Below are 22,287 nucleotides of genomic sequence, written 5' to 3'. Positions count from 1 at the left end.
TTCTGTCGAATAGACAGGAAGCCATTCTTCTATGCTACATTGGAGGAGGATTATGAATGAAAAAAGGAATCGCAACATTGCTATGCTTGTTGCTTATCTTCTCTTCTTTGCCAGCTTGGGCAGCGGGGGTAACTGTACAGACAGATCAGTCGTCTTACATACGAGGGGGAAAGGTAAACATTGTTGGAAATGTGCAAGGAAAGGGAACAAAACCGACGCTCACAGTACGTGGACCTAATCAGTCAATTGAATACACTTATCAATGGAATGATAGCGAAATTAGCGATCAAGGTGCGGTGCAAACTTTCTTTACATTACGGGACAACGCGACGTACGGTACATATACAGTCACGTTAAAAGCGAGCAGTGGGGAAGCAACAACAACATTTGTTGTTGAAGAACAGAAAAAAGAGAAGATAGTTGAACTAACTGCGGAATTAAATGCTACATCTTATGTAGAAGGGGATACGGTGACTGTTTCAGGGACAGTGAAGGAAGATGGAAAAGGAGTGAGTACGAGCGTACAAGTCACTTGGAAAAAGAATGGAACAGAATTAAAGAAAGAAGCTGTTTTTTCTAACAATAGTGGGCAATATACGCATACGTTCCGTCCGATTGCGGCAGGGTCTTACACAGTTAAAGTCGAAGCTTTAGGAAAAGAAACGGAACAAAGTTTTATCGTCTCATCAGCACCAACGCCAGCACCGAGTCCAACACCAACACCGAGTCCGGCGCCAGCACCAAGCCCGACACCGAAACCAGCTCCAGCGCCATCGAAAGATGAGGAAGTAGATCGTATAGTGCGTGAACAATTGCAATCATCGGTGGCAACAGTGACGGTTCAAGTAGAAAAGCAAGCGACTGTTGCGGCAACAACAGTCGGAGAGCTTGTGAAAGCCAATAAACCTTTAGCTATTCAAGCAAGCGGTGCAACAGTCGTTATTTCACCAAATGTGTTGCAATCGTTTCATGCACGCACACATGCAACAGTGGCAGTTATACCTGTACAAAAAGAAGGAGCATACCGAGCGTATGACTTTTCAATTCAAGTAGATGGGGAAAAATATGAGCGCTTATTTGAAAAACCAATCGAAATTCGTATGAATGTAGGTAAGCAAGTCAAACATGCTGATCATACAGCGGCATATTATTGGGATGAACAAACAAAACAATGGGAATATGTTGGAGGCTCGTTAAAAGGGGAAGAATGGGTTGTTGCTGTATCTCACTTTTCCACATATGCAGTTATTGAACAATTTCATACATTTGCTGATATACATGCACATTGGGCGAAGCCATATATTGAATCGCTAGCATCTCGAATGATTGTGAAAGGAATGAAAAAAGACGAATTTGTCCCAAGTGGACATGTGACGCGGGCAGAGTTTGCCGTATTATTAGCAAGAGCGTTACACTTGACAAAAAGCTCGTACAAAGGTGTGTTCTCTGACGTGAGCGAACAATTAAAGTGGGCGGTAGTTGAAATTGAGGCTGCAAATGCGGCAGGTATTATTCGTGGAAATAACGGTCGTTTTGAACCACATGCACCGATTACCCGTGAGCAAATGGCGGCGATGATTGTACGGGCACTTCAATATAAAAATGCGAAATCTCTAGAAGGGGTTAAAGAAAGCAACGTAGTATTTGCAGATGGTTCTACAATTGCGTCTTATGCTCGAGAAGATGTGCAATTAGCTGCTAAGTTGAAAATAATTGATGGGAAAATAAAGAATGGTCAACGTGTTTTCGACCCGAAAGGGAAAGCAACGAGAGCAGAGGCGGCAAAAATGTTATATGAAATGACTCGATTAATCAATGAATAAAAAAGAGGCTGTCATAGACACGCCTCTTTTTTTTCACCTCACCGTCGAAATTTCAATCCCAAGCGGCAAGGCAGCTCCGCCTGCATGCATGAATTCAAGCTCGAGAACGTCTTGAGGGGAAAAGACGGTATAATCGATATAGGCTGATTGAGTAATCGGGCGAAGTGGTGGAATTAAATGAACAACGCCGTTTATTTTCACTCCTCCACAATATGCTCCGCCGCGTCCGCTAAAGCGTAGGCGAATCGTCTTTGGTTCTCCGCTCTCATTTTGAATGGGGATCGATACGCGATATGTTAAGCCGTAATGTCCCGGGTTGTGCACTGTTTGTGACGGATCGCTTAACGCATTTGCAACCGAGAGTAGATGATCCGTTCTTCCGTTTGAGATGCTGTAGGCGACGGCTGGGCTGTCAGTTGTATATGCAGGCAACGTCGCTTCTAATGTTGAACCTTTCCATACACCGCGTGGATGGGTTGCATATGAGTCAAGCGGTGCAAGCGTAGGTGAAACGGTTGAAAAGTTAGCTGAAGAACTCGTTACGATCGTTCGTATGCGATAGTTAGTCATTGCGCCTTCTTGTTGAACGGTAAAGTCGTATAAAAAGCCGAGCAGTTGATTGTTTGCGACGTCAAATGATTGGATAACAGCGCTTGTTCCAGCTTTCACTTTTATTGTTGGAACGGCTGTGAGCGATTGGCGCAACATCGCCTCCGCAATCGGTAAGCCAACATCGTAATGTCCCCAACTGTTTGGGCTTGTTCGATACGCCCCTTTTCCGCTTGTAACGACAAGGTCGTTAGATGAAGAGAGGTTATCGATCACAATAGCAACGGATGCCTGTTGACCTAACATATTGGCGTGCCAACCGAACACACGATGATCGACTGTTTGTTGTCGCTCGCGAACGTCATCTAGCGCTAACGTTGCTTGGCGATTTGGCACTGACTCCGTTGTAAGTAGTTCGGGATTGTCGCTAATGAGTAAACGCCGTTCGTCAGCAACGGTCGGTGTATGAATATGTTGCGGTACAGTAATCGCTGTTTCTTCGGTAAGTAACATAGGGCTTCGAAACGTCGTTCGCGGAATGGTGAAAAACATATTTGTTCCGCTCGTCGACATTTGTGCCCCAAATATGCTCATAACCCAAGAAGCGGACACGTACCATTCATCGTTTACACGAATCGGTGCGAGCGGAGTGATCATTTCATGGTTATCGACGATCACTTCTTTTTTTCCAGCGGTAATCATCATTTGTCCACGTGACAAACGAACCGTCATCGTTTCATTCGTTTCGATCCAATCGACATTCACATCAATGGCAGTTAATAGCTGTTTCAACGGGATGTATGTATAGACGCCGTCGGTCATTATATGACTTCCAATTTTTATTTGATTGACATATACAGAAAAAGTGCTTCGTTGCAACGCATTCCATGACATGCGTACTTCTTTCCCCGTCCATTGAACGTTAGCATCTAACGCTTCCGACACGAATCGAACGGGTACAAACGTGCGCCCTTGATGAACGATTGGAGGAACATCAAGTGTCACGGATTGGCCATTTATTGTTGCAATCGTTGACTGTACTTGAAGAATGATCGTTTTTTTATTTTTTTGTACGGTTACTAATTTTGTTGTTGCATCCCAATGTACGTTCGCCCCTGTCGATTGAGCGATAGCTCGAAATGGAACGAGAATGCGGTTTTGTACCATAATGGGTGGCACATCTGTTTGTAACGTTTTCCCGTTTGTTATGATCGGGATATGAACAGGTCGAACGCTTGATGCTTGGGCATCTGTTGTCATAAACGACAAGCTAAGAAGCGCAATGACTGCATATCCAATAATTTTGTTTAACAACATATTCACTCCTTCCTAATTCCTAACACATTATACCATATTTATCTCTTTTGTCACGCGTGTTACAAAATGGAATAAAAAAGGCATCCTACCATGACGGTTAGGACGCCTCTCGTTTATTGATTCACGACTGTTATTCTTCCTTCAACAGTTGGGATCGGCTTATTTGATTGCAAGTAGTTCATAACAACGGTGCTTAGCAGCTCGCCGCTATCGAACTCAATCGTGCTCGATTTGAACATGTCATAGCCGTCGCCGCCTTTTGCGATAAAGTCGTTTGTAGCAACGGTATACATTTTTGTCTCATCAAGCGGCTGTCCGTTAATTTTTACAGATGCTACACGTGCCCCTGCTTGTTTTGTCGCATCGAATGTAAACTGAATGCCGGAGACGTGCGGGAAGCCGCCGTTTTGTTCTGGGTACAGGCGAACACCATGTTCAAGTGCTTTTTTCAAATCGGCGCCGCTCATTGACACTTTGACAAGTGTGTTTGCAAACGGCAACGTTGTTAAAATGTGATTGCGCGTCACATCGCCTTTCGGAATGGAAGCGCGAATACCTCCGCCGTTCGTTAGAGCGACATCGGTTTGAAGAGCTTGGCGCATCGCATCAGCGACGAGGTTACCGAGGTTTGTCTCTTTCGTGCGCACGTTTGCACGCTCGCCGTCTAACTGGACATCAATTGTAGCGATCACTTGTTGTAGCGTTGCATCCGTGCTATTTTTATGTGCATCGACAATTGCTTGAACGGACGCATCTGCTTGCTTTGTTGCGCTATCGCGATATAAGAAGCCATTTACGCCAATGAGTTTACCTTTGTAAAACAATAAATTCGTTTGTCCGAGCGCTTTTCCGTATTCGAATGCTTGGGCAACGTAAGCGTATTTAAATTTTTTCGGCGCTTCGATCGTGTCGTGGCTATGACCGCCAAGAATGACGTCTACACCAGCTACGTTGTTTGCGATGTTCTCGTCCGTTTGTAAACCGGCGTGAGAAAGAACGACAATATGATCAACTTTTCCTTTTAATTCGTTTACAAGCCGTTTCAGTGTCGTTTCTTCATCAGCGAACGTAATGCCAACGATGCCAGCTGGATTTGTTTTTACTGCCGTATCTGTCGCAGTTACTCCGACAAGCGCTACTTTTTTATTGCCGACTTGTTTAATTGTATAAGCAGGTAAAAACGGTTGACCATTTTTGTAAATATTTCCGCTTACAATTGGGAATTGAGCGGCTTGTTTTAATTCAAGCAAACGATCTTGCCCGTAGTTGAAATCGTGGTTGCCTGGCACCATCGCATCATACTTCATCGCATTCATTAGTTCGACGACGGCTTGTCCGCTGTTTAGATTGACGTATGTCGTGCCGTGGAACGTGTCGCCTAAGTCGACAAGGAGCGTCTGTTTATTTTTTTGACGCATCTCTTGGGCAATTTTTGCGATTTTAGCAAAGCCCATTTCACCATTTTGTGCGTTGGCAATGATGCGCCCGTGCGTATCGTTCGTATGGATGAATGTAATCTTCTCAATGTTTGAGTCGTATCGCTTCAATATCGCTTTTGCTTGTTCGACTGTTAGCCATTCTTGCGGACGAATTGTTTTATCGCTATAGCCTTGAAGCAATCCGAGATGAATCGCGGCAGCCATTGGCTGTTGCCCCCACGGTTTAACGTTCGTTCCGTCTTTATACACTTTAAATATGTTTGTTGCATAGTGATGGCGAAGCTGTAAGGAACGGATGAGAAAAACATATGCTTGTTCGCGCGTTAATTTTTCATTTGGTGCGAAAGTGGTTTCTGTCTTTCCGTTTGCGATACCTAATCGAATAGCTGCTTCGACGTAAGGAGCAAGTTGCGGATCAACATCTGTAAAAGGAAGCTCTTTTACTTCACTTTTGACGTCTACGCCAAGTGTTGTGATGAGTTGCTGTACAAATTCCCCGCGCGTGATGTGCTCGCTCGCTTGCGATGCTTGCGGATGGAGCGCGAAAGCTACCGATAGCATACAGACGAGCATGAGCCATTTTTTTGCTTGCTTCATCTTTTTTCCTCCCCTAGTTCATTATGATTCTATTAAATTATAACAAAACGATATGTATGTTTTGCTATGAAAATGTAAAAAAATTATTTTTTTGTTTAAATTGTATGTCATTCCAATATCGTCACGATTTTTGTCTATTCATGTCGTTTTTTGCGCGATACAATGGAAGCAGGAGGAGGGATGGTGTGAAAAAGTGGTTTTGGTTATGTATCGTTTGCTTTTTATTTTCTGCCCGTGTGCAAGCTAGTGAGAAAGAAGAATGGATTATTCAAGTTCGCAACGAGTCAGACATGAAATATATACATGCGGATGTGCTAGATGTGATAGGAACGTTTGCGAAAGTGGCGCTGACAGAAGAAGAGTGTGAGTACGTCTCGCGCCTACCGTTTGTTGTTCGAATAGAAAAAAACGATCGCAAACGTGCCGCGACCAATGATCCGTTGTTCGTTGAACAATGGTCTCTTCCTGTCATTCGTTGGACATTCCCTTCGCTCACTTCGACAAATCATTTCATCGGCAAGCTGATGAATGTTGACGGACAGATGGAGACATATCGCGGCGAAGCAGTCAATGGTGAACATATCGTGTTTACAATGGGGGAGGAGCGTGTGACGAGAATATCTGTAACGCTCGATCATGTGGAAGGGCCGTGGCGGTTAGAAGTGAAAGATAGTAACGGAGAGATATTAGGAGAAAACGAAGGAGAACTTCAACGGCTAGATGTGCTTATCCCTTGCTTCTCGCCAACGATTCATTTGCATGTGATCGCATCCGATTGGCAACAGGCGCCGCGCATCATACAAATGAAGGCGGTCAATCACGTCGTCGTCGCTGTCGTTGATTCAGGCATTGTACTTCATGAAGATTTTGGCGATCACATCCTATATAGTTTAAGCGTCGATTATGCAGAGAAAAAACGTTACGCGGAAGATACGTTCGGTCACGGAACGCATGTAACAGGCATTTTAGCTGCGGTAGGGAATAATGGGAAAGGAATTGCAGGGCTTCTTGGAGATGCTCCGATTGATATTTTGCCAATTAAAGTGTTAGATCGCTACGGCGTAGGCGGTGATTTTGAAATCGCGAAAGGGGTAAAATATGCGCTCGATCACGGTGCTTCTGTCATTAATTTAAGTTTAGCTGGCCAAGGTGAGACGGAAGTGCTCCGATCGGTCATTGCAGAAGCGGTGAAAAAAGGTGTGCATGTCGTTGCGGCAGCCGGTAATAGCCATATGGCAACAACAAACGTTTACCCTGCCAGCTATCCAGGGGTCATTACTGTAGCAGCGACTAATCGTCAACAAGCTCCTCTTTCTATTTCAAACTATGGTTGGGAGGTAGATGTTAGCGCCCCGGGAGATTTTTTATGGAGCACTTATATATCGGGCTATCGTACGATGCGGGGAACGTCGATGGCAGCGCCGCACGTGTCGGCTTTGTTAGCAGTATTGCGTGCGACATATCCAGAAGAAAATGCGTTTCAACTGCGCAAACGTTTATGGAAAACAGCAAAAGATGTGCATTGGCGAGGATATGATATATATACAGGATATGGAATTATCCAATGGCAAGAGGCAATCGCTTCATCCGCCCCATCGGGTCTCGACTGGCTCAATGTGCAATCGGGGCAGCCGCTAAAAAGGAATGAGACATATGTACTCGGCGTTTCTCCGCAGTTTATTGGCATGAACGGTCATATGTTTGTGAACGGAAAGCTCGTGCACTCGTTTCTTATAGATGAGGAAATGATGTCATTTCGCTTGTTTGATCTGGCGCAACAACAAAGCGATATCGCGGTCGTGATAACGGACGATCAAAAGCGGGTTGTCGCCTCTGACGTTCGCCTCGTCCCGATTCATGCGACATCGTTTTCCGATGTGAACAAAACGCATTGGGCGTATGATGCGATTACACAAGCAAAGCAACGAGGAATGATACGCGGGTATGCGGACGGTACTTTTCGTCCACATGTCCCTCTCACTCGTCGGCAAAGTATCGTTATGCTTTATCGCTTGCTTAGTTGGGAGGCGCCGTCTGTATTACGCTCTCCTTTTGTTGATGTGCCGCTTACATCAACAGATGCGCTAGCGGTCGTGACAGCTGCAGAAAAAGGAGTAGTAAAAGGAAGTGGGGGGCGCGCACGTTTAGATGAACCGTTGACGCGAGGACAGCTTGCCCTATTGCTTACGCGTGCGTTGCAACTTGACAATGAGCCGATTCGTTCAGTTTATCCATTCCAAGATGTGACGCAACGAGATGTGTGGCTTGCCGTGCAATTGCTAGCGGAACGAGGATTCATTGCAAAACATGCTTTTTTCCGTCCGAATGATCCAGTTACGAGGGCAGAAATGTGCGCCATACTTATCCGTGCTGCTGAACTTATTCGACAAAAATCGACAAAATCAGCATAAAAAAAGCCCCGCCACTTCCAATTGGCGGGGAGGCTGACTTAGCAACCAAAACCTTATCGCATAAGTAAGTATAGCCTTTTTTCTTAAAAAAAATCAACACAAAAATAATAACTTTGTTGTATAATTTTGTCGCTTCATGTCGTTATTTGTCGAAAAAAGATCGACACGTTTGTCGAAAAGAAAATATGCTTGATCGGGTATGGAAAAGGTTAGGATTGTTTGTTATGCTTAATGGTAGAAAAATGTCGAAAGGGAGAAGATCATGCTGGGGAAACGTCACGTATATTGTCTTTTCATCGTTTTTCTTGCTTTTTTTTCTGTCGTGCCATATAGTTGGGCAAATACGGAAACGAAGCAAGGAGGACGATTTGTCGATGTTGGGGACGGTCATTGGGCAAAAAATGAAATTGATTTTTTAGCAAATGCGCAAATTATTAACGGTTATCAAGTTGGGCAAACATCGGAGTTTCGTCCATCACAATCGGTCACGCGGGCAGAAGCGGCGAAAATGATCGTTAGCGCTCTTGGCCAAACGGAGTGGAAAGAAGGAACGGTACCGTTTCAAGATATTCCTCCAAATCATTGGGCGCGCGGCTGGATCGCACGTGCAGTACAAATGGGCATTATGGGCGGAGACGGGACGGCGAATTTTCGTCCGAATGAAGGGTTGTCTCGTGCAGAAATGAGCATCGTGTTAGTCAATGCTTTTTCTTTGCCGAGCAAAGGGGCTGCTGTTGAATCTGCTGCGGTGTTTAAAGACACAGCAGGACATTGGGCGTTAGCGCATATTAATCGTTTATATTACCACGGCATCGCGAACGGAAGGGACGGTCAATTTTTCCCGAGAGATGCCATTTCACGCGCAGAATTTGCTACGTTGTTAGCGCGAACGATTAACGATCAATTCCGCTTGCCGCTACCGGATTTAATTGAGCAAGGGAAAACGAATGTGCAAGGCATAGTGACAGCCTCTTTGTTAAACGTCCGACAATCACCATCGACGACGAGTACCGTTGTCGGGAAGTTATCCAAAGGACAAGTTGTCGATGTGTACGATATAAATGGGTATTGGGCAAAAATCGTTTACAATGGTCAATTTGCTTACGTGCATAAAACGTATGTAAAATTGCGAAATGTAGCAGGCTCTCCAGTAAAAGGGCGCATTATCGTGGTCGATGCAGGACATGGTGGAAGAGACCCTGGTGCAGTTGCTGGTGGGGTGAGCGAGAAAACGATCGTGCTTGAAGTGGCGAAATTATTAAAAGAGAAGCTTGAAAAAGCGGGAGCAACGGTCGTTATGACGCGTGAAACAGACGTGTATCCGACGTTACAGGAACGCGTCGACATGGCGAAAAACAACTATGCTGAAATGTTTGTCAGCATTCATACGAATGCAGCGACGAACACGAATGCAAAAGGAGCGGAAGTATATTACGATTCATCGACAAATCCGAACGGTGAAGAAAGCAGAAAGTTAGCCCAATATATTCAAGAAGAAATTGTGCGCATGGCGAATATGGTTGATCGTGGTGTGAAAAATAGCGGATTATACGTTTTACGCAACAACACGGTGACAAGTGTGCTCGTGGAGCTAGGATTTATTTCAAATGCTGAAGACCGCGCCAAATTGACATCGGCTGAATATCAAAACATATACGCAGAAGCGATTTATCAAGGAATTGTGAAATACTATACGTCACAATAACGGAGGGAATGTTTTGAAAAGATGGATTGTTTTCATTAGTTTACTTTTCCTTGCGGCATGCGAGCAAGAGCATGCCGGAGCAAGTGGGGAGCAGGAAATTGCGACGGCGCCATGGACGGAGCAGCAGCTAGCGGATACAAATAGCCGTATGAATCAAATCGATGACAAAATGAAACAATTGGAGCAGGAGTTAGCTAAAATAAAAGTAGCTGCCGATTCTCCGCAAGTGTTTAAAGATGTACCGATTGATCATTGGGCGTATGTTCATGTTGTTCGTTTATATCATCAAAATATTGTTGGCGGTGTCGGAAACGGCTTGTTTGCACCTAATCAGGCAATTACGCGCGCGCAAGCTGCCGCAATGCTCGTTCGAGCGTTTCAATTGCCATTATCAACAAAACCGTCTATTTTTACGGATGTGCCAAACTCTCACCCGTTTGCTCGCGAAATTATGACAGCGTACGAGGCAGGCTTTTTCGGAGGGTACCCAAACAATCGCTTTGCACCGAAAGAATCGATGAAACGAAAGCATATGGCAATGGTTATTCAACGGGCCTTTCGATTACAAGCCACATCCGCACCGTATGCAGGGTATAAAGATGTAAACGAAAGAACGCAAGGAGCGTTAGAAATTCGTATCATTTCCCAACATGGTATCGCACAAGGGAGCAACGGATACTTTTTCCCAGAACAACCAACGACTCGTGCCCATTTTGCGACATTTATGGACCGAGCGCTGCAAATCAAATAGGCTGTGCATATGCACAGCCTATTTGATTTTTTTCACTTCAATGCCTTTATAATAATGTTTCAAAATTTGATCGTATGTGAACCCTCTTTCAGCCATAGAGCGGGCACCCCATTGGCTCATGCCGAGTCGATGCCCCCAGCCATTGCCTGTGAACGTAAATTCCGTTGGAGCGGTCGGATAGTACATCGTTTCGTTTTCTGTCCGAATCGAAGCATTTCCTGTTGCGATCGTCGTTTGTCCGCTAGTTGTTTGAAGCGCATAGCCAGCGATGTGATCAACTGTCTGCTCGGATCCGTCTGCTCGTTTGACTTTGACGTTTGCATTTCCTTTTACATCAAAGGCAATACTTTTTAGTGAGACGCCAAAAAACGAACGAAACGCATCAGATGACGACACGAATGAAGGGCGAGCTTGAACGACTCGCTTTTGCCCTGTTGCAGCATTGTACACTGTTGCTTCCACTTGTTGAACGCTTCCGGCATTCGTTCTTTGTGTAACGCGAAGGGATACGACTTGTTCGTTTGTTAACTTAAATCTTGATGATACAGTGCTTGTCGCAACTTTTGTATTCCATCCGTAGTGTGGGTTGCTTGGATGGCGATCGTACGGATCGGCAACGGAACGGATGTAAGGAACGGCTGATCTCCATACGTTCTCGCTATTTTCCGTATTTCCACCAGAGCTTGAGTGAAAATAAGCAGAAATCGGTTCATTTTGGTATGTCGCATATACACCGGCTGTTTCATTTACTGCCGCAGTAGAAGCAGCTTGTTCTTTCGACTTCCCGCCATATACTTGGCTCGCTACTGTCATTTGTAAAAACGACGTATTTTTTAATTGGGCATACGCATAGCTACGCGCTGCGACCGCTTGTGCTTTTAGCGCCTCTTTATGCCAAGAAGCAGGCATTTCTCCAGGGACGACCCCTTTTAAATAATCTTCCATATCTAACGTATTAAATAAGTTTGGTGCTGTCGCCCCAGGAGTGATCTCGAATGAACCGCGATATGTAACGGGTGCAGACGTGCCTCCTGCTTGTTGAATGCTGCCGATCGTGACGTCATGTTGTTCGCCTCTTGTTACTTCATCTAATAAAAAGCCGCTTGTTGACGTATACGAAACGCCATTAATTGTCGCGACGACTGCTCCGTTCGTTTGTGAAAAGACGATCGGATTTGTAAACGGGATGACTTGTTTCGTTTTTATATCGATCAGTTGATAGTTCCCATTCACCGTTGCTAAAAACGTTGCAGTCGGCAATAGTTTTACTTTTACAGGTGTTGGGTACGAAGCGGCGGCGACCGTCTGTGGAACGAGCAACAACATACTAAACGCAAAACATATCCAGCGAGCGATTTTCATATTTATTTCGCCGCCTCTAATTGTTGTTTTAGCTTCTCGACTTCTTGTTCGAGCTGTTGCACGCGCTGTTCTAGTTTCGTCACTCGTTCATTTAACGGATTTATTTTTGCTAGTACCCATTCCACACTTGCGAGTACAGGTTCGCTGTTCGCTAACGCTTTTGATGCAGAAACAGTCAGCATCGCAGCAAGCAACATGATGGCGATCGTTTTTTTTCTCACTTTTTTCTCCTCCCTTATTCTATCTATCTCCCATTATAGCAAATGATTTCAACAAAAAGGGTGAAAATGTAACAAAATTCTAGCTTTCTATTTTCCATTTGTCGATTTTAAAATTTATGGTATAATGTCTGATAGGTTTGTGAAAAAAAGATGGTAGAAAGTGTTACTTTTCATATCGTCATCGTTTAAAAAAATCGGGAATGCTAACGAATAGGGAGGTTTCCTATGGTTTATTTCACCTTGTTTCTTTGTTTTGTTGTAGCGGTGCTTATTACGCCTGCTGTGAAATGGCTGGCGTTTAAAGTCGGAGCAACGGACAAGCCGAATCAACGCAAAGTACATCAAAAAATTATGCCACGTTTAGGTGGACTAGCTATTTTTATTAGCTTTATCGTTGGTTACGTTGTATTGCAACCAGATAGCCCATACGCCACCTCGATTGTGATCGGAGCAACGATCATCGTGTTGACAGGTGTGCTTGATGATATGTATGAGTTGTCGCCGAAATGGAAGCTATTCGGTCAAATAGCGGCGGCGATCGTCGTCATATACGGCGGCATTCGCATTGACTTCATTAACTTACCATTTGGCGGCCATTTAAACTTCGGTTTATTAAGCATCCCGATTACGATGCTTTGGATTATCGGCATTACAAACGCGATTAATTTAATTGACGGTTTAGATGGACTCGCAGCAGGAGTGTCTTCGATTGCCCTCGTTACCATCGCTGGAATGGCAGCAACGATGGGGAATACGTACGTGTTCGTTTTTTCGATGAGTTTATTATTGCTCGGAAGCACGCTCGGCTTTCTTTTATATAATTTCCATCCGGCGAAAATTTTTATGGGTGATACGGGCGCATTGTTTTTAGGCTATATGATTTCCGTATTATCGCTTCTCGGTTTCAAAAACGTTACGGTGTTTTCGTTAATTATCCCGATTCTCATTTTAGGGGTGCCGATTTCGGATACGCTGTTTGCTATTGTGAGACGCATTGTAAACAAGCAGCCGCTATCAGCGCCAGATAAATCACATTTGCACCATTGTTTATTACGTCTCGGTTATAGTCATCGCCAAACGGTGCTCATCATTTACGGCATGGCGGCGATGTTCGGTTTAGCGGCCGTTTTACTATCTAAAGCGACGATGTTTGGCGCGCTCGTCGTGATCGCATTCGTCTTGCTTGTCGTTGAACTTGTTGTTGAGAAAATCGGGCTTGTCGGCAAAGACTATCGCCCGTTGCTGAAAATGGTTCGAGGCATGAAAAAAATATCGTAAAAAAAGAGGGTGTCGCGTGGACACCCTCTTTTTTACTGCTCTTGAGCAAATTGCTCCGTTCTTGCCTGGTAAGATGATACATCAAGATGAGTTTTTAACGTCTGTTTAATTTCATCGACTGTTGCTTCGTCGAGACGGTAATAATATACCCCGCTAATACGTGCGTCTTCTCCTTTGAGATGGAGCGTTTCGATGTTTGCTCCTGCTCCTTTCGTTGCGTAAGCGAAGAAACCTTTCATTTCTTCAAACGTTAAGTTTGTTGTCATATTTTTGCCGACCGCTTCCATGATATCATCAAACTTAGTTAACGATTGTACGCTCATCGCTTTTTTGAAAATGGCTTTCATTAGCTCTTGTTGGCGTTTGCCGCGCTCGATGTCGTTGTCATATTTGCGCGTTCGAGCAAGCGCCAACGCTTCTTCACCATCTAATGTTTGCAATCCTGGTTTTAGGTGAATGGCGTTTTTGCGATCTTTTGAATCCATTTCGCGAAGTTCATATGGAACGTCAAATTCAATGCCGCCAAGTTCATCAACAACATCGACAAACGCTTCAAAGTTCATTTTGACGTAATAGTCCACCGGAATATCAAGCAATTCCTCAACCGTTTCTACCGTTGCTTTTACGCCACCGTAAGCGTGGGCGTGTGTAATTTTATCGTATTTTTTTTCAATTGGAATGTACACGTATGAATCGCGCGGAATGCTAAGCAGTTTTACCGTTTTATCTTTTACATTGAATGTCGCTAGCACAAGCGCGTCGGAGCGAACGGCCCCCATTCCTTTTTTTTGGCGGATGTTGCTGTCATCGACACCGATAAATAAAACGGAGATGTTATCTGAATTTGGATCGACTTCCTTCATTCGTTTCTCCGATTTTTCGCGACCGTCAATTTGTTCAAACGATTGTTGAATGACAGACTGCGCTTTATTGAATAGAAATGTTGCATATGTTGCTCCTCCGATGATGACGAGAAGGAGAGGAAGCAAAACGAACGTCCATATTTTTTTTCGCTTTTTCCTTTTTTTCATGTATACTCGTCTATTTTGCATAGTCGTTCCCCTTTTTCAAAAGTTCAACAAATATCGACATGTAAACAATCATCATTTTACAAAATTTTTATGCAGTCGTAAATGAAAAAATTTTATTGCGCGACATCAAACTCGACATATACGTGTTCTCCTTCAGAAATCGCGCTCTTTCCGTTTGTTAATTCGATCATCCATGCGCGGAAATCGTCTTTATGCCTTTCCTCGACGTACGTATCAATCGTCACGTGTTCGGCGTAGTGAATGTCTTTTACCGTATAAACAGACGCGCGCAACTCGTTCTCCACTTTGCCGAGCCATGTGTAATCGATCGTTGTATGCATGATGCGCATAAGCTTACGTTCGACAATGCCTGCTGCTTTCAATCCTTCTGTGACCGCTTTGCCGTAAGCGCGTACGAGACCGCCAGCGCCAAGTTTAATACCTCCGAAATATCGAGTCACGACAACGACTGTATCTTTCAGCTTTTTCTTTTTTAACACTTCTAGCATCGGAACACCTGCCGTGCCGCTCGGTTCGCCGTCATCGTTTGCTTTTTGAATATGGTCGTGTTCCCCAATGATATACGCGGAACAGTTATGCGTCGCATCCCAATGTTTTTTCTTGATTTGATGGATAAAGCGCACAGCTTCTTCTTCCGTTGTCGCGCGTTCGACATAACAAATGAAGCGCGATTTTTCAATGATGATTTCCGCTTCACCGTATCCTTTTACCGTATAGTATGCCTCTAACAAAACGAAATCACCTCAATGTTTATTTGGAATGTTGTGTGCATGTTGTCGAAAAATGCTGATGGAAATCGTCAAAACGTGCTATAATAAAGATTATAAGGCGAGATGTGACATGATGAAAGTACGAATAAACGTCAGCTAAAAGTCAGAAAAGTCATTTCAATTGACTTTTGGTCATATTTTCTTTAGGTGGTGTATATGTCCAATAAAAAACTAGATGCGCGGCAGCTTGACCGTATTGTAAAAAAAATGATTGAAACAGTCGATCAAAGCAAAGCAGAAATTTTTCATATTAGTGAGCAATCACGAAAAGAACATGACCGTTTAACCGAAGAGCTTCAGCAAGTAAAAGAAGAAGTAAAGCGCGTCATTCATCAAACGGATAGCTTAGAGATGAAAACGCGGTTAGCTCGACAACGGTTATCTGATGTGAGCAAAAACTTTTCTCATTATTCCGAAGCAGAAATTCGACAAGCGTACGAGAAAGCGCATTCTCTACAAATGGAATTAGCGATGGCGCAAGAGAAGGAAAAGCAGCTGCGTCAACGTCGCGATGAGTTAGAACGGCGCTTGACAGCTGTGAAAGAGACGATCGAACGGGCTGATCATTTAATTGGGCAAGTGACAGTTGTGCTGAACTATTTGAACGGGGATTTTCGAGAATTAAGCGACTTTATTAACGGTGCAAATGAAAAGCAAGAGTTTGGTCTGCGCATTATTGAGGCGCAAGAAGAGGAGCGAAAACGGCTGTCGCGAGAAATTCATGATGGACCGGCGCAAATGCTTGCGAACGTCATTATGCGTTCTGACCTGATCGAGCGCATTTATCGCGAGCGCGGGGCGGAAGAAGCGATTGGCGAGATGCGCGATTTAAAAAAAATGGTACGTTCTGCTCTATATGAAGTGCGGCGAATTATTTACGACTTACGCCCGATGGCGCTAGATGATCTCGGTTTAATCCCAACGTTAAAAAAATATTTACAAACGATTGAAGAGTACCATAAAACAACGATTACGTTTACATATACGGGAGAGGTAAAGCGGCTATCCAACCGTTTTGAAGTTGCTGTGTTTCGCCTCGTGCAAGAAGCGGTGCAAAATGCCTTAAAGCACGCTGAAGCGACAACGATTCAAGTGAAAATGGAGCTGAAGCAAGATAGTTTATTGATCGTCGTTAAGGACGATGGAAAAGGATTCAATACGAATGAAAAAAAAGAAAAAGCGTTCGGGTTAATGGGCATGCGCGAGCGTATCGAATGGTTGGAAGGAAAATTACATATTTACTCGCAACTTGGACGCGGAACGATTGTCACCATGCACATTCCGCTCCAGAAGACAGAAGGGAAAGGGGAACGACAGCAGTGAAGACGCGCATTGTTTTAATTGATGACCATAAATTATTTCGAGAAGGAATTAAACGCATTTTAGATTTTGAACAAGATTTTGAAGTCGTCGCGGAAGGAAGCGATGGAGACGAAGCGTTGGCGCTTGTCGAGCAATATAAGCCGGATGTCGTCATCATGGACATTAATATGCCGCATGTCAATGGGGTGGAGGCGACGCGTCAGCTCATTGAAGCGTATCCGGATACGAAAGTCATTATTTTGTCGATCCATGACGACGAAAGCTATGTCATGCATGCGTTACAAACGGGCGCGATGGGATATTTATTAAAAGAAATGGACGCAGACGCCTTAATTGAAGCCGTTCGTGTCGTAGCGGAGGGCGGCTCGTACTTGCATCCGAAAGTGACGCACAATCTTGTGAAGGAATATCGTCGTCTCGTTGCGGCAGAAGGGATAGAACAGGAGAAACAAAAGCAAGATGTGCGCCGCCCATACCATGTATTGACGCGCCGGGAATGTGAAGTGTTGCAACTATTGGCGGATGGAAAAAGCAACAAAGGTATTGCTGATGCGCTATATATTAGTGAAAAAACGGTAAAAAACCATGTTAGCAGCATTTTACAAAAATTAAACGTGAATGACCGAACGCAAGCGGTCGTTGTTGCGATTAAAAACGGTTGGGTCGAAGTGAAATAAGGTTGTCGAGATGATTCGACAACCTTTTTCAATGCAATCGCAGTTGTAATGTAGTACAATGCAAATAGGAAAAATTTTGGACAAGGAAGGTAAAGGCAATGAAAACGGCGATTTTGACAGATAGTACAGCATATATCCCGAAGCACATTCGCGAGCAGTTGAACATACATGTCATTCCTTTGAGCGTTGTCTTTGGCACAGAGACGTATCGAGAAGAGATGGATATAAGTGCAGAAGATTTTTTTGACAAAGTAAAAACGAGTGAACAGCTGCCGACAACGTCACAGCCGCCAATCGGACTATTTGTTGAAACGTTTGAGCAACTTGCAAAACAATACGATGCGGTCATTTCGATTCATTTATCAAGCGGCATTAGCGGAACGTATCAAGGGGCGGTTGCCGCTAGTCAAATGGTCGAAGGCATTCGAGTATATGCATATGATTCAGAAATTAGTTGTATGGTGCAAGGGTTTTATGCGATCGAGGCAGCAGAAATGGCGCAAGCAGGCATGCATCCAGAGGCGATTATTGCGCGGCTAGATGAAATGAAACGGTCGGTACGCGCTTACTTTATGGTCGATGATTTATCGCATTTGCAGCGGGGAGGGAGGTTAAGCGGCGCTCAAGCGTTTATCGGCAGCCTTCTACAAGTAAAGCCGATTTTACATTTTGTCGACAAAGTGATCGTTCCATTTGAAAAAATTCGTACGCGAAAAAAAGCGTTACATCGCATCGAACAGCTTTTCGCCGAAGATGCAGCGCTCGGCGTTCCGATGCGTGCGGTCATCATTCATGCGAATTGTGAAGAAGAAGCGCGCGCATGGAAAGAGCAGCTAGAGAAACAATATCCGCACGTTGAGTTTTTCCTCAGCTATTTCGGACCGGTTATCGGCACGCATTTAGGAGAAGGTGCAATGGGATTTGGTTGGTATAAAAAATAAGCAGGAATTGTTTTTATGAGTGCGAATAAAAGAAGTGGACGAACGGTTCACTTCTTTTTTAGTAGCTTACCATCAGTCGTCGGAAGGAGAATCTCCATAAGCAAACTTTTTCCTGATCGGAGGTGATTCGTTTGCGTTTAGAAGGGAAGCAGCTATTAAAGTCTGAGCTGTCTTTTCCTTATGATGAACAACACGTTCAAATCGTACCTAGCATTGTGAAAACGAGACGAGGATATACGTGCGTCCGTTGCAACAACGATGATCCTCAGCTTTTCGCTTCTTTTCCGTGCTCCCGTTGTGGACGAATATGTACGTATTGCCGAAAATGTATCATGATGGGGCGATGCAGCGAATGTAATCCGCTCGTCATTTGGACTGGACCTACTTCTTCTCTTTCTTTTCCCTCACCGCTACAATGGAGCGGTCAATTGTCTCCCGCTCAACAACTCGCATCGGATGAAGTTTGTCATGCGATTGCTCGAAACGACTCGTTGCTCGTTTGGGCGGTATGTGGAGCGGGAAAAACGGAAGTGCTATTTGCAGGAATGAATATGGCGCTGTCGCAAGGAAAGCGCGTTTGCATCGCTACGCCGCGCACCGATGTCGTCTTAGAGCTAGCCCCGCGCCTGGCGAACGTTTTTCCGACTGTCGATATGGCAGTATTATATGGTGGCAGCGCAGATCGCGGCAAGCTCGCTTCGTTGACGGTGGCGACGACCCATCAGTTGCTTCGGTATTATCGTGCTTTTGATGTAATGATTGTCGATGAAGTAGATGCGTTTCCGTATAGTGTCGATCCGATGCTTTCATATGCTGTTGAACGCGCCCGAAAACCGACGTCTTCACTCATTTATTTAACTGCAACCCCAAACGAGCAATGGCAACATGAAGTAAAAAGCGGAAAACGAAAAGCGGTGACGATTCCTGCCCGTTATCATCGGCATCCTCTTCCTGTTCCTACATTTGAATGGTGCGGCAATTGGCAAAAAAAGTGGCGTCATAAACAGTTGCCTTCGTGCGTCATTCGCTGGGTAAACGACCGTATAGAACGTCGTAAACAAGCGTTTTTATTTGTTCCTCACATTGACTTTTTACAACAAGTCGTCCCATATCTTCAAACGATTCATCCCGATATTGACGGTGTACATGCTGAAGATGCGAAACGGAAAGAAAAGGTTGCTTCTTTTCGACGGGGTCGCATTCCGCTCCTTGTTACAACAACGATTTTAGAACGAGGCGTAACAGTTCCGAACATTGACGTTGCTGTGTTAGGTGCGGAACAGCCGATTTTTACAGAAAGTGCGCTTGTGCAAATTGCTGGGCGCGTTGGCCGCAGCGCTCAACATCCGACAGGGGACGTGCGTCTATTTCATTTTGGAAAAACGAAAGCGATGGTAGCTGCTAAGCGTCATATCGAGCGCATGAATAACGAAGCACGAAAGAGAGGCTTGATCAATGAAATGTGTCATTTGTCATGACGAATGGATGCCGAAAATGTCGTTTTCTATGCTTTTGACGCTCCAGCAATCGGACGTTTGTTGTTCGCGTTGTCGGAGCCGTTTCGTGCTTATTGACGGACACGTATGCGATCGATGCGGTCGTCCGACGGAACAAAATGTATGTGCGGATTGTATGATGTGGCAACAACGGGAGAGCGCATTGATCAAAAATCGGTCTTTGTATGTATATAACGACTGGATGAAAGAAGTGATCAATCGGTTTAAGTTTCGCGGTGACTATGCGCTTATTGAGGCGTTTCGCCACGAGGTGTGCGCTTTCTTTTACAAACATTTTTCTGCGGATATGTTTCTCGTCCCGATTCCACTTAGCTCTTCTCGGTTAGCTGAAAGAGGATTTAACCAAGCAGAAGCGATCGCTTCGCTTTTATCGTTGCCAATGATTTTTGCTTTGCGACGTATCGACGATAAAAAACAATCGAAAAAAACGAGGCGTGAACGTTTTGTTGGAGGGAAATTTTGTTTGATAAACGAAGATGTAGCCGAGAAACGTATCGTCATCATTGATGATATTTACACGACAGGAGCGACGGTGCATGAGGCGGCACAACTTCTTTATGATGCAGGTGCGCGGGAGATTTATTCATTTACGCTCGTTCGTTCGTAAGCTGGGAACAAACTCCCATTGAAAACATCTTCGTCATGGTCGATATAAAGGATAGGAATATTCGAGAACGGAGATGGGTCGTTATGGAAATTCGCGGATATGGATATTATCGCTCGCCGTCATCATCGTCAACGACTGTGACGCTCAAAGCAGGAGAAGTGTATGAGGCGGTCGTGAAAGAACAAGTGAATGAACGAGAGGCAATTGTACAGTTGCGCGGTGTCGACATTCGTTTTCGTTTTGAAGGCGATGTGCCATCGTCTGGGCGAGTGAAAGTGCAAGTAACCGGGAATAGCGGGGATGTCGTCGAAGGGAAAGTTGTAACACCTCCTTCACCATCATCATTTGAAATGCTTGAAACGCCTGAACTTCGCCAAGCGGCAACGATCGTTGCTCAAAGGCAACTGCCGCTCACGCGTGAAACGATCGAGTCGTTACGGACATTTTTGGCAGAAGGAAAGGGAACGGTTGAACAAAAGTTAGAAACGATTCATATTGCCGCAAGCAAAACGCTTGATATGACGGTTAAACAGCTACAAGCGGTACATGAAGCGCTCCACGGAAAGCCGTTAAGTGAGTCGCTACATGATATCGTGCGCGCCATTGACGCACATTTTTCATTTACTCCAATCGCCAAACAACCGCCCCAAACGATTAGCGAGTTGCGAGCACAGCTGCAACAAGAGCGAAACTTCGACCGCGTCATCGAGATTGTGAAGCAGTTTGTGGATGATGGCCGTTATGAAGAAATCGCGAAAGCTGTTCGTGAGGCGATCGCGTTGAAAGAGCGCGGACATGAATCGTTTGCCCGGAGTCGTATTATGCAAGCTATTGTGGCAGCGGAGGTGAACGAGAAGAAAGCTGCGGATTTAAAGGTGGAACAGTCATCATCGCCAAATAAGGAGTTGCAGATCGTTCGGCAACAAATTGAACGGGAGCCAATTGTCGCTAAAGCGCTTGCGATGGCGAAAGGGAGCGATGTCGTGCGTCAAGTGCTTGGATCGGCGCTGCAAGAGGCGGAACAGCTTTATCGTTCCGGACAGCCGCTAAGCGCGAAAAATCGTTTGCTTGAAGCGTTTAACGCTGCCGAGAAACGAGAAGACGTGCCGAAGCTCCCTGCTCAAAAACAAATGATTGACGAGGCAAGTCGAATCATTCGCACAGCGCGCGACGTAGAAGAAGCTGTCCGACAATTAAAAGAGACGATTTTGCCGCGCATGGAAACGAAAGATATAAATGAGGCAATCGAACGAGTGGAGCAAATGGGAAAGCAAGCAAAAGAACAACTCATTGCTTCATTACGAAAAGTAAGCGAACGAGTGGAGCAACCGTCAACCGTGGGAGCAAAGTCAGAGCAGTTAAAACAAGTGGCAGAGGTGCGAAAACAAGCGGAAAGCGCGCCAACGGTGAAAGCGATCGAGGGGCAAGTGAGAGAAGTCGCACGTACATTGCCGACGGAGCAAGGGGAAAAGGTTACGCGAGCGTTAGAGCAATCGAGACAATTAGAAACAGGGGGACGTACGGCGGAAGCTCGCCAGCAGCTTGTGCAAGCGTTGCGTACGGTTGAAGAAGAAACAACGGCCGAAGTTGTCCGCACGGCAAAAGAAGCCGCTCGTCCAACGCCAGTAGAAGCAAAAGCGGAGCAGCTCAAACAAGTGTCAGAAGTGCGAAAACAAGCGGAAAGCGCGCCAACAGTGAAAGCAGTAGAGGCGCAAGTGAGAGAGGTCGCTCATACATTGCCGAAGGAGCAAGGGGAAAAGGTTACGCGAGCGTTAGAGCAATCGAGACAATTAGAAACAGCGGGACGTACGGCGGAAGCCCGCCAGCAGCTTGTGCAAGCGTTGCGTACGGTTGAAGAAGAAACAACGGCCGAAGTTGTCCGCACGGCAAAAGAAGCCGCTCGTCCAACGCCAGTAGAAGCAAAAGCGGAGCAGCTCAAACAAGTGT

General features: G+C 45.1%; 16 protein-coding genes and 1 pseudogene. 11 read left to right on the top strand and 6 right to left on the bottom strand.

All coding sequences use genetic code 11. From position 1 onward, the window contains the following. The first annotated feature begins 56 nt into the window (after positions 1–56). Complete coding sequence (locus tag K1I44_RS11740; RefSeq protein WP_091702912.1) at positions 57–1,823, top strand: S-layer homology domain-containing protein; 1,767 nt, start codon at positions 57–59, stop codon at positions 1,821–1,823. 33 nt (positions 1,824–1,856) lie between these two features. Here K1I44_RS11740 and K1I44_RS11735 read toward each other — a convergent pair whose 3' ends face one another. Both K1I44_RS11735 and K1I44_RS11730 read right to left on the bottom strand, forming a co-directional pair. Then, on the bottom strand, positions 1,857–3,689 hold the full coding sequence (locus tag K1I44_RS11735; protein ID WP_219986235.1) for a stalk domain-containing protein: 1,833 nt from the start codon (positions 3,687–3,689) through the stop codon (positions 1,857–1,859). 113 nt (positions 3,690–3,802) lie between these two features. Then, the gene (locus tag K1I44_RS11730; RefSeq protein WP_219986234.1) at positions 3,803–5,725 is read right to left on the bottom strand and encodes a 5'-nucleotidase C-terminal domain-containing protein; all 1,923 of its coding nucleotides are present in this window, start codon (positions 5,723–5,725) and stop codon (positions 3,803–3,805) included. A gap of 185 nt (positions 5,726–5,910) precedes the next feature. Between K1I44_RS11730 and K1I44_RS11725 the strand changes: the two genes are divergently transcribed. From K1I44_RS11725 to K1I44_RS11715, 3 genes are all read left to right on the top strand, one after another. Beyond that, on the top strand, positions 5,911–8,136 hold the full coding sequence (locus K1I44_RS11725) for a S8 family peptidase (RefSeq protein ID WP_219986233.1): 2,226 nt from the start codon (positions 5,911–5,913) through the stop codon (positions 8,134–8,136). Positions 8,137–8,398: 262 nt separating this feature from the next. Beyond that, on the top strand, positions 8,399–9,841 hold the full coding sequence (locus K1I44_RS11720; protein ID WP_219986232.1) for an N-acetylmuramoyl-L-alanine amidase: 1,443 nt from the start codon (positions 8,399–8,401) through the stop codon (positions 9,839–9,841). A gap of 13 nt (positions 9,842–9,854) precedes the next feature. After that, positions 9,855–10,592: an S-layer homology domain-containing protein gene (locus K1I44_RS11715; protein ID WP_219986231.1), complete on the top strand. Its 738-nt coding sequence runs from the start codon at positions 9,855–9,857 to the stop codon at positions 10,590–10,592. 18 nt (positions 10,593–10,610) lie between these two features. On the opposite strand, the gene K1I44_RS11710 is transcribed toward K1I44_RS11715, so the two are convergent. Together K1I44_RS11710 and K1I44_RS11705 are read right to left on the bottom strand one after the other, a co-directional pair. Next, on the bottom strand, positions 10,611–11,954 hold the full coding sequence (locus K1I44_RS11710; RefSeq protein WP_219986230.1) for a SpoIID/LytB domain-containing protein: 1,344 nt from the start codon (positions 11,952–11,954) through the stop codon (positions 10,611–10,613). Positions 11,955–11,956: 2 nt separating this feature from the next. Continuing rightward, on the bottom strand, positions 11,957–12,175 hold the full coding sequence (locus tag K1I44_RS11705; protein WP_003398446.1) for a hypothetical protein: 219 nt from the start codon (positions 12,173–12,175) through the stop codon (positions 11,957–11,959). 225 nt (positions 12,176–12,400) lie between these two features. On the opposite strand from K1I44_RS11705, the gene K1I44_RS11700 reads away from it, so the two are divergent. Continuing rightward, complete coding sequence (locus K1I44_RS11700) at positions 12,401–13,453, top strand: glycosyltransferase family 4 protein (protein WP_219986229.1); 1,053 nt, start codon at positions 12,401–12,403, stop codon at positions 13,451–13,453. 32 nt (positions 13,454–13,485) lie between these two features. Here the strand turns inward: K1I44_RS11700 and K1I44_RS11695 are convergent, their stop codons facing one another. Both K1I44_RS11695 and K1I44_RS11690 read right to left on the bottom strand, forming a co-directional pair. Continuing rightward, positions 13,486–14,505 carry an LCP family protein gene (locus tag K1I44_RS11695; protein ID WP_003398444.1) on the bottom strand — a complete coding sequence of 340 codons (1,020 nt, stop codon included), beginning with the start codon at positions 14,503–14,505 and terminating at the stop codon, positions 13,486–13,488. A gap of 92 nt (positions 14,506–14,597) precedes the next feature. Next, positions 14,598–15,236 (bottom strand): YigZ family protein, encoded by a 639-nt coding sequence (locus tag K1I44_RS11690; protein ID WP_219986228.1) that lies wholly within the window; start codon positions 15,234–15,236, stop codon positions 14,598–14,600. A gap of 195 nt (positions 15,237–15,431) precedes the next feature. Here K1I44_RS11690 and K1I44_RS11685 point away from each other — a divergent pair, with 195 nt between their 5' ends. The 6 genes and pseudogenes from K1I44_RS11685 to K1I44_RS11660 form a co-directional block, all read left to right on the top strand. Beyond that, positions 15,432–16,598 carry a sensor histidine kinase gene (locus K1I44_RS11685; RefSeq protein WP_003398442.1) on the top strand — a complete coding sequence of 389 codons (1,167 nt, stop codon included), beginning with the start codon at positions 15,432–15,434 and terminating at the stop codon, positions 16,596–16,598. Beyond that, entirely contained in the window at positions 16,595–17,275 is a 681-nt protein-coding gene (locus K1I44_RS11680) for a response regulator (protein ID WP_219986227.1), read from the top strand. Before K1I44_RS11685 ends, K1I44_RS11680 begins: the two co-directional genes overlap by 4 nt. Before the next feature lie 98 nt (positions 17,276–17,373). Continuing rightward, positions 17,374–18,216 (top strand): DegV family protein, encoded by an 843-nt coding sequence (locus K1I44_RS11675; RefSeq protein WP_003398436.1) that lies wholly within the window; start codon positions 17,374–17,376, stop codon positions 18,214–18,216. A 122-nt stretch (positions 18,217–18,338) separates the two neighbouring features. Beyond that, a complete protein-coding gene (locus tag K1I44_RS11670) occupies positions 18,339–19,694 on the top strand; it encodes an ATP-dependent helicase ComFA (protein WP_219986226.1) in 1,356 nt (451 codons plus the stop codon). Further along, on the top strand, positions 19,672–20,340 hold the full coding sequence (locus K1I44_RS11665; RefSeq protein WP_219986225.1) for a ComFC family protein: 669 nt from the start codon (positions 19,672–19,674) through the stop codon (positions 20,338–20,340). Before K1I44_RS11670 ends, K1I44_RS11665 begins: the two co-directional genes overlap by 23 nt. 83 nt (positions 20,341–20,423) lie before the next feature. After that, a pseudogene (locus K1I44_RS11660) lies at positions 20,424–22,287 on the top strand (metal-dependent peptidase); the annotation flags it as partial.

Origin of the sequence: Anoxybacillus sp. ST4 (genome assembly GCF_019448545.1) — a bacterium.
Classification (GTDB): domain Bacteria; phylum Bacillota; class Bacilli; order Bacillales; family Anoxybacillaceae; genus Anoxybacillus; species Anoxybacillus pushchinoensis.
Note: the sequence above shows the minus strand (reverse complement) of the source record. Positions and strands in the feature narration are given on the sequence as shown.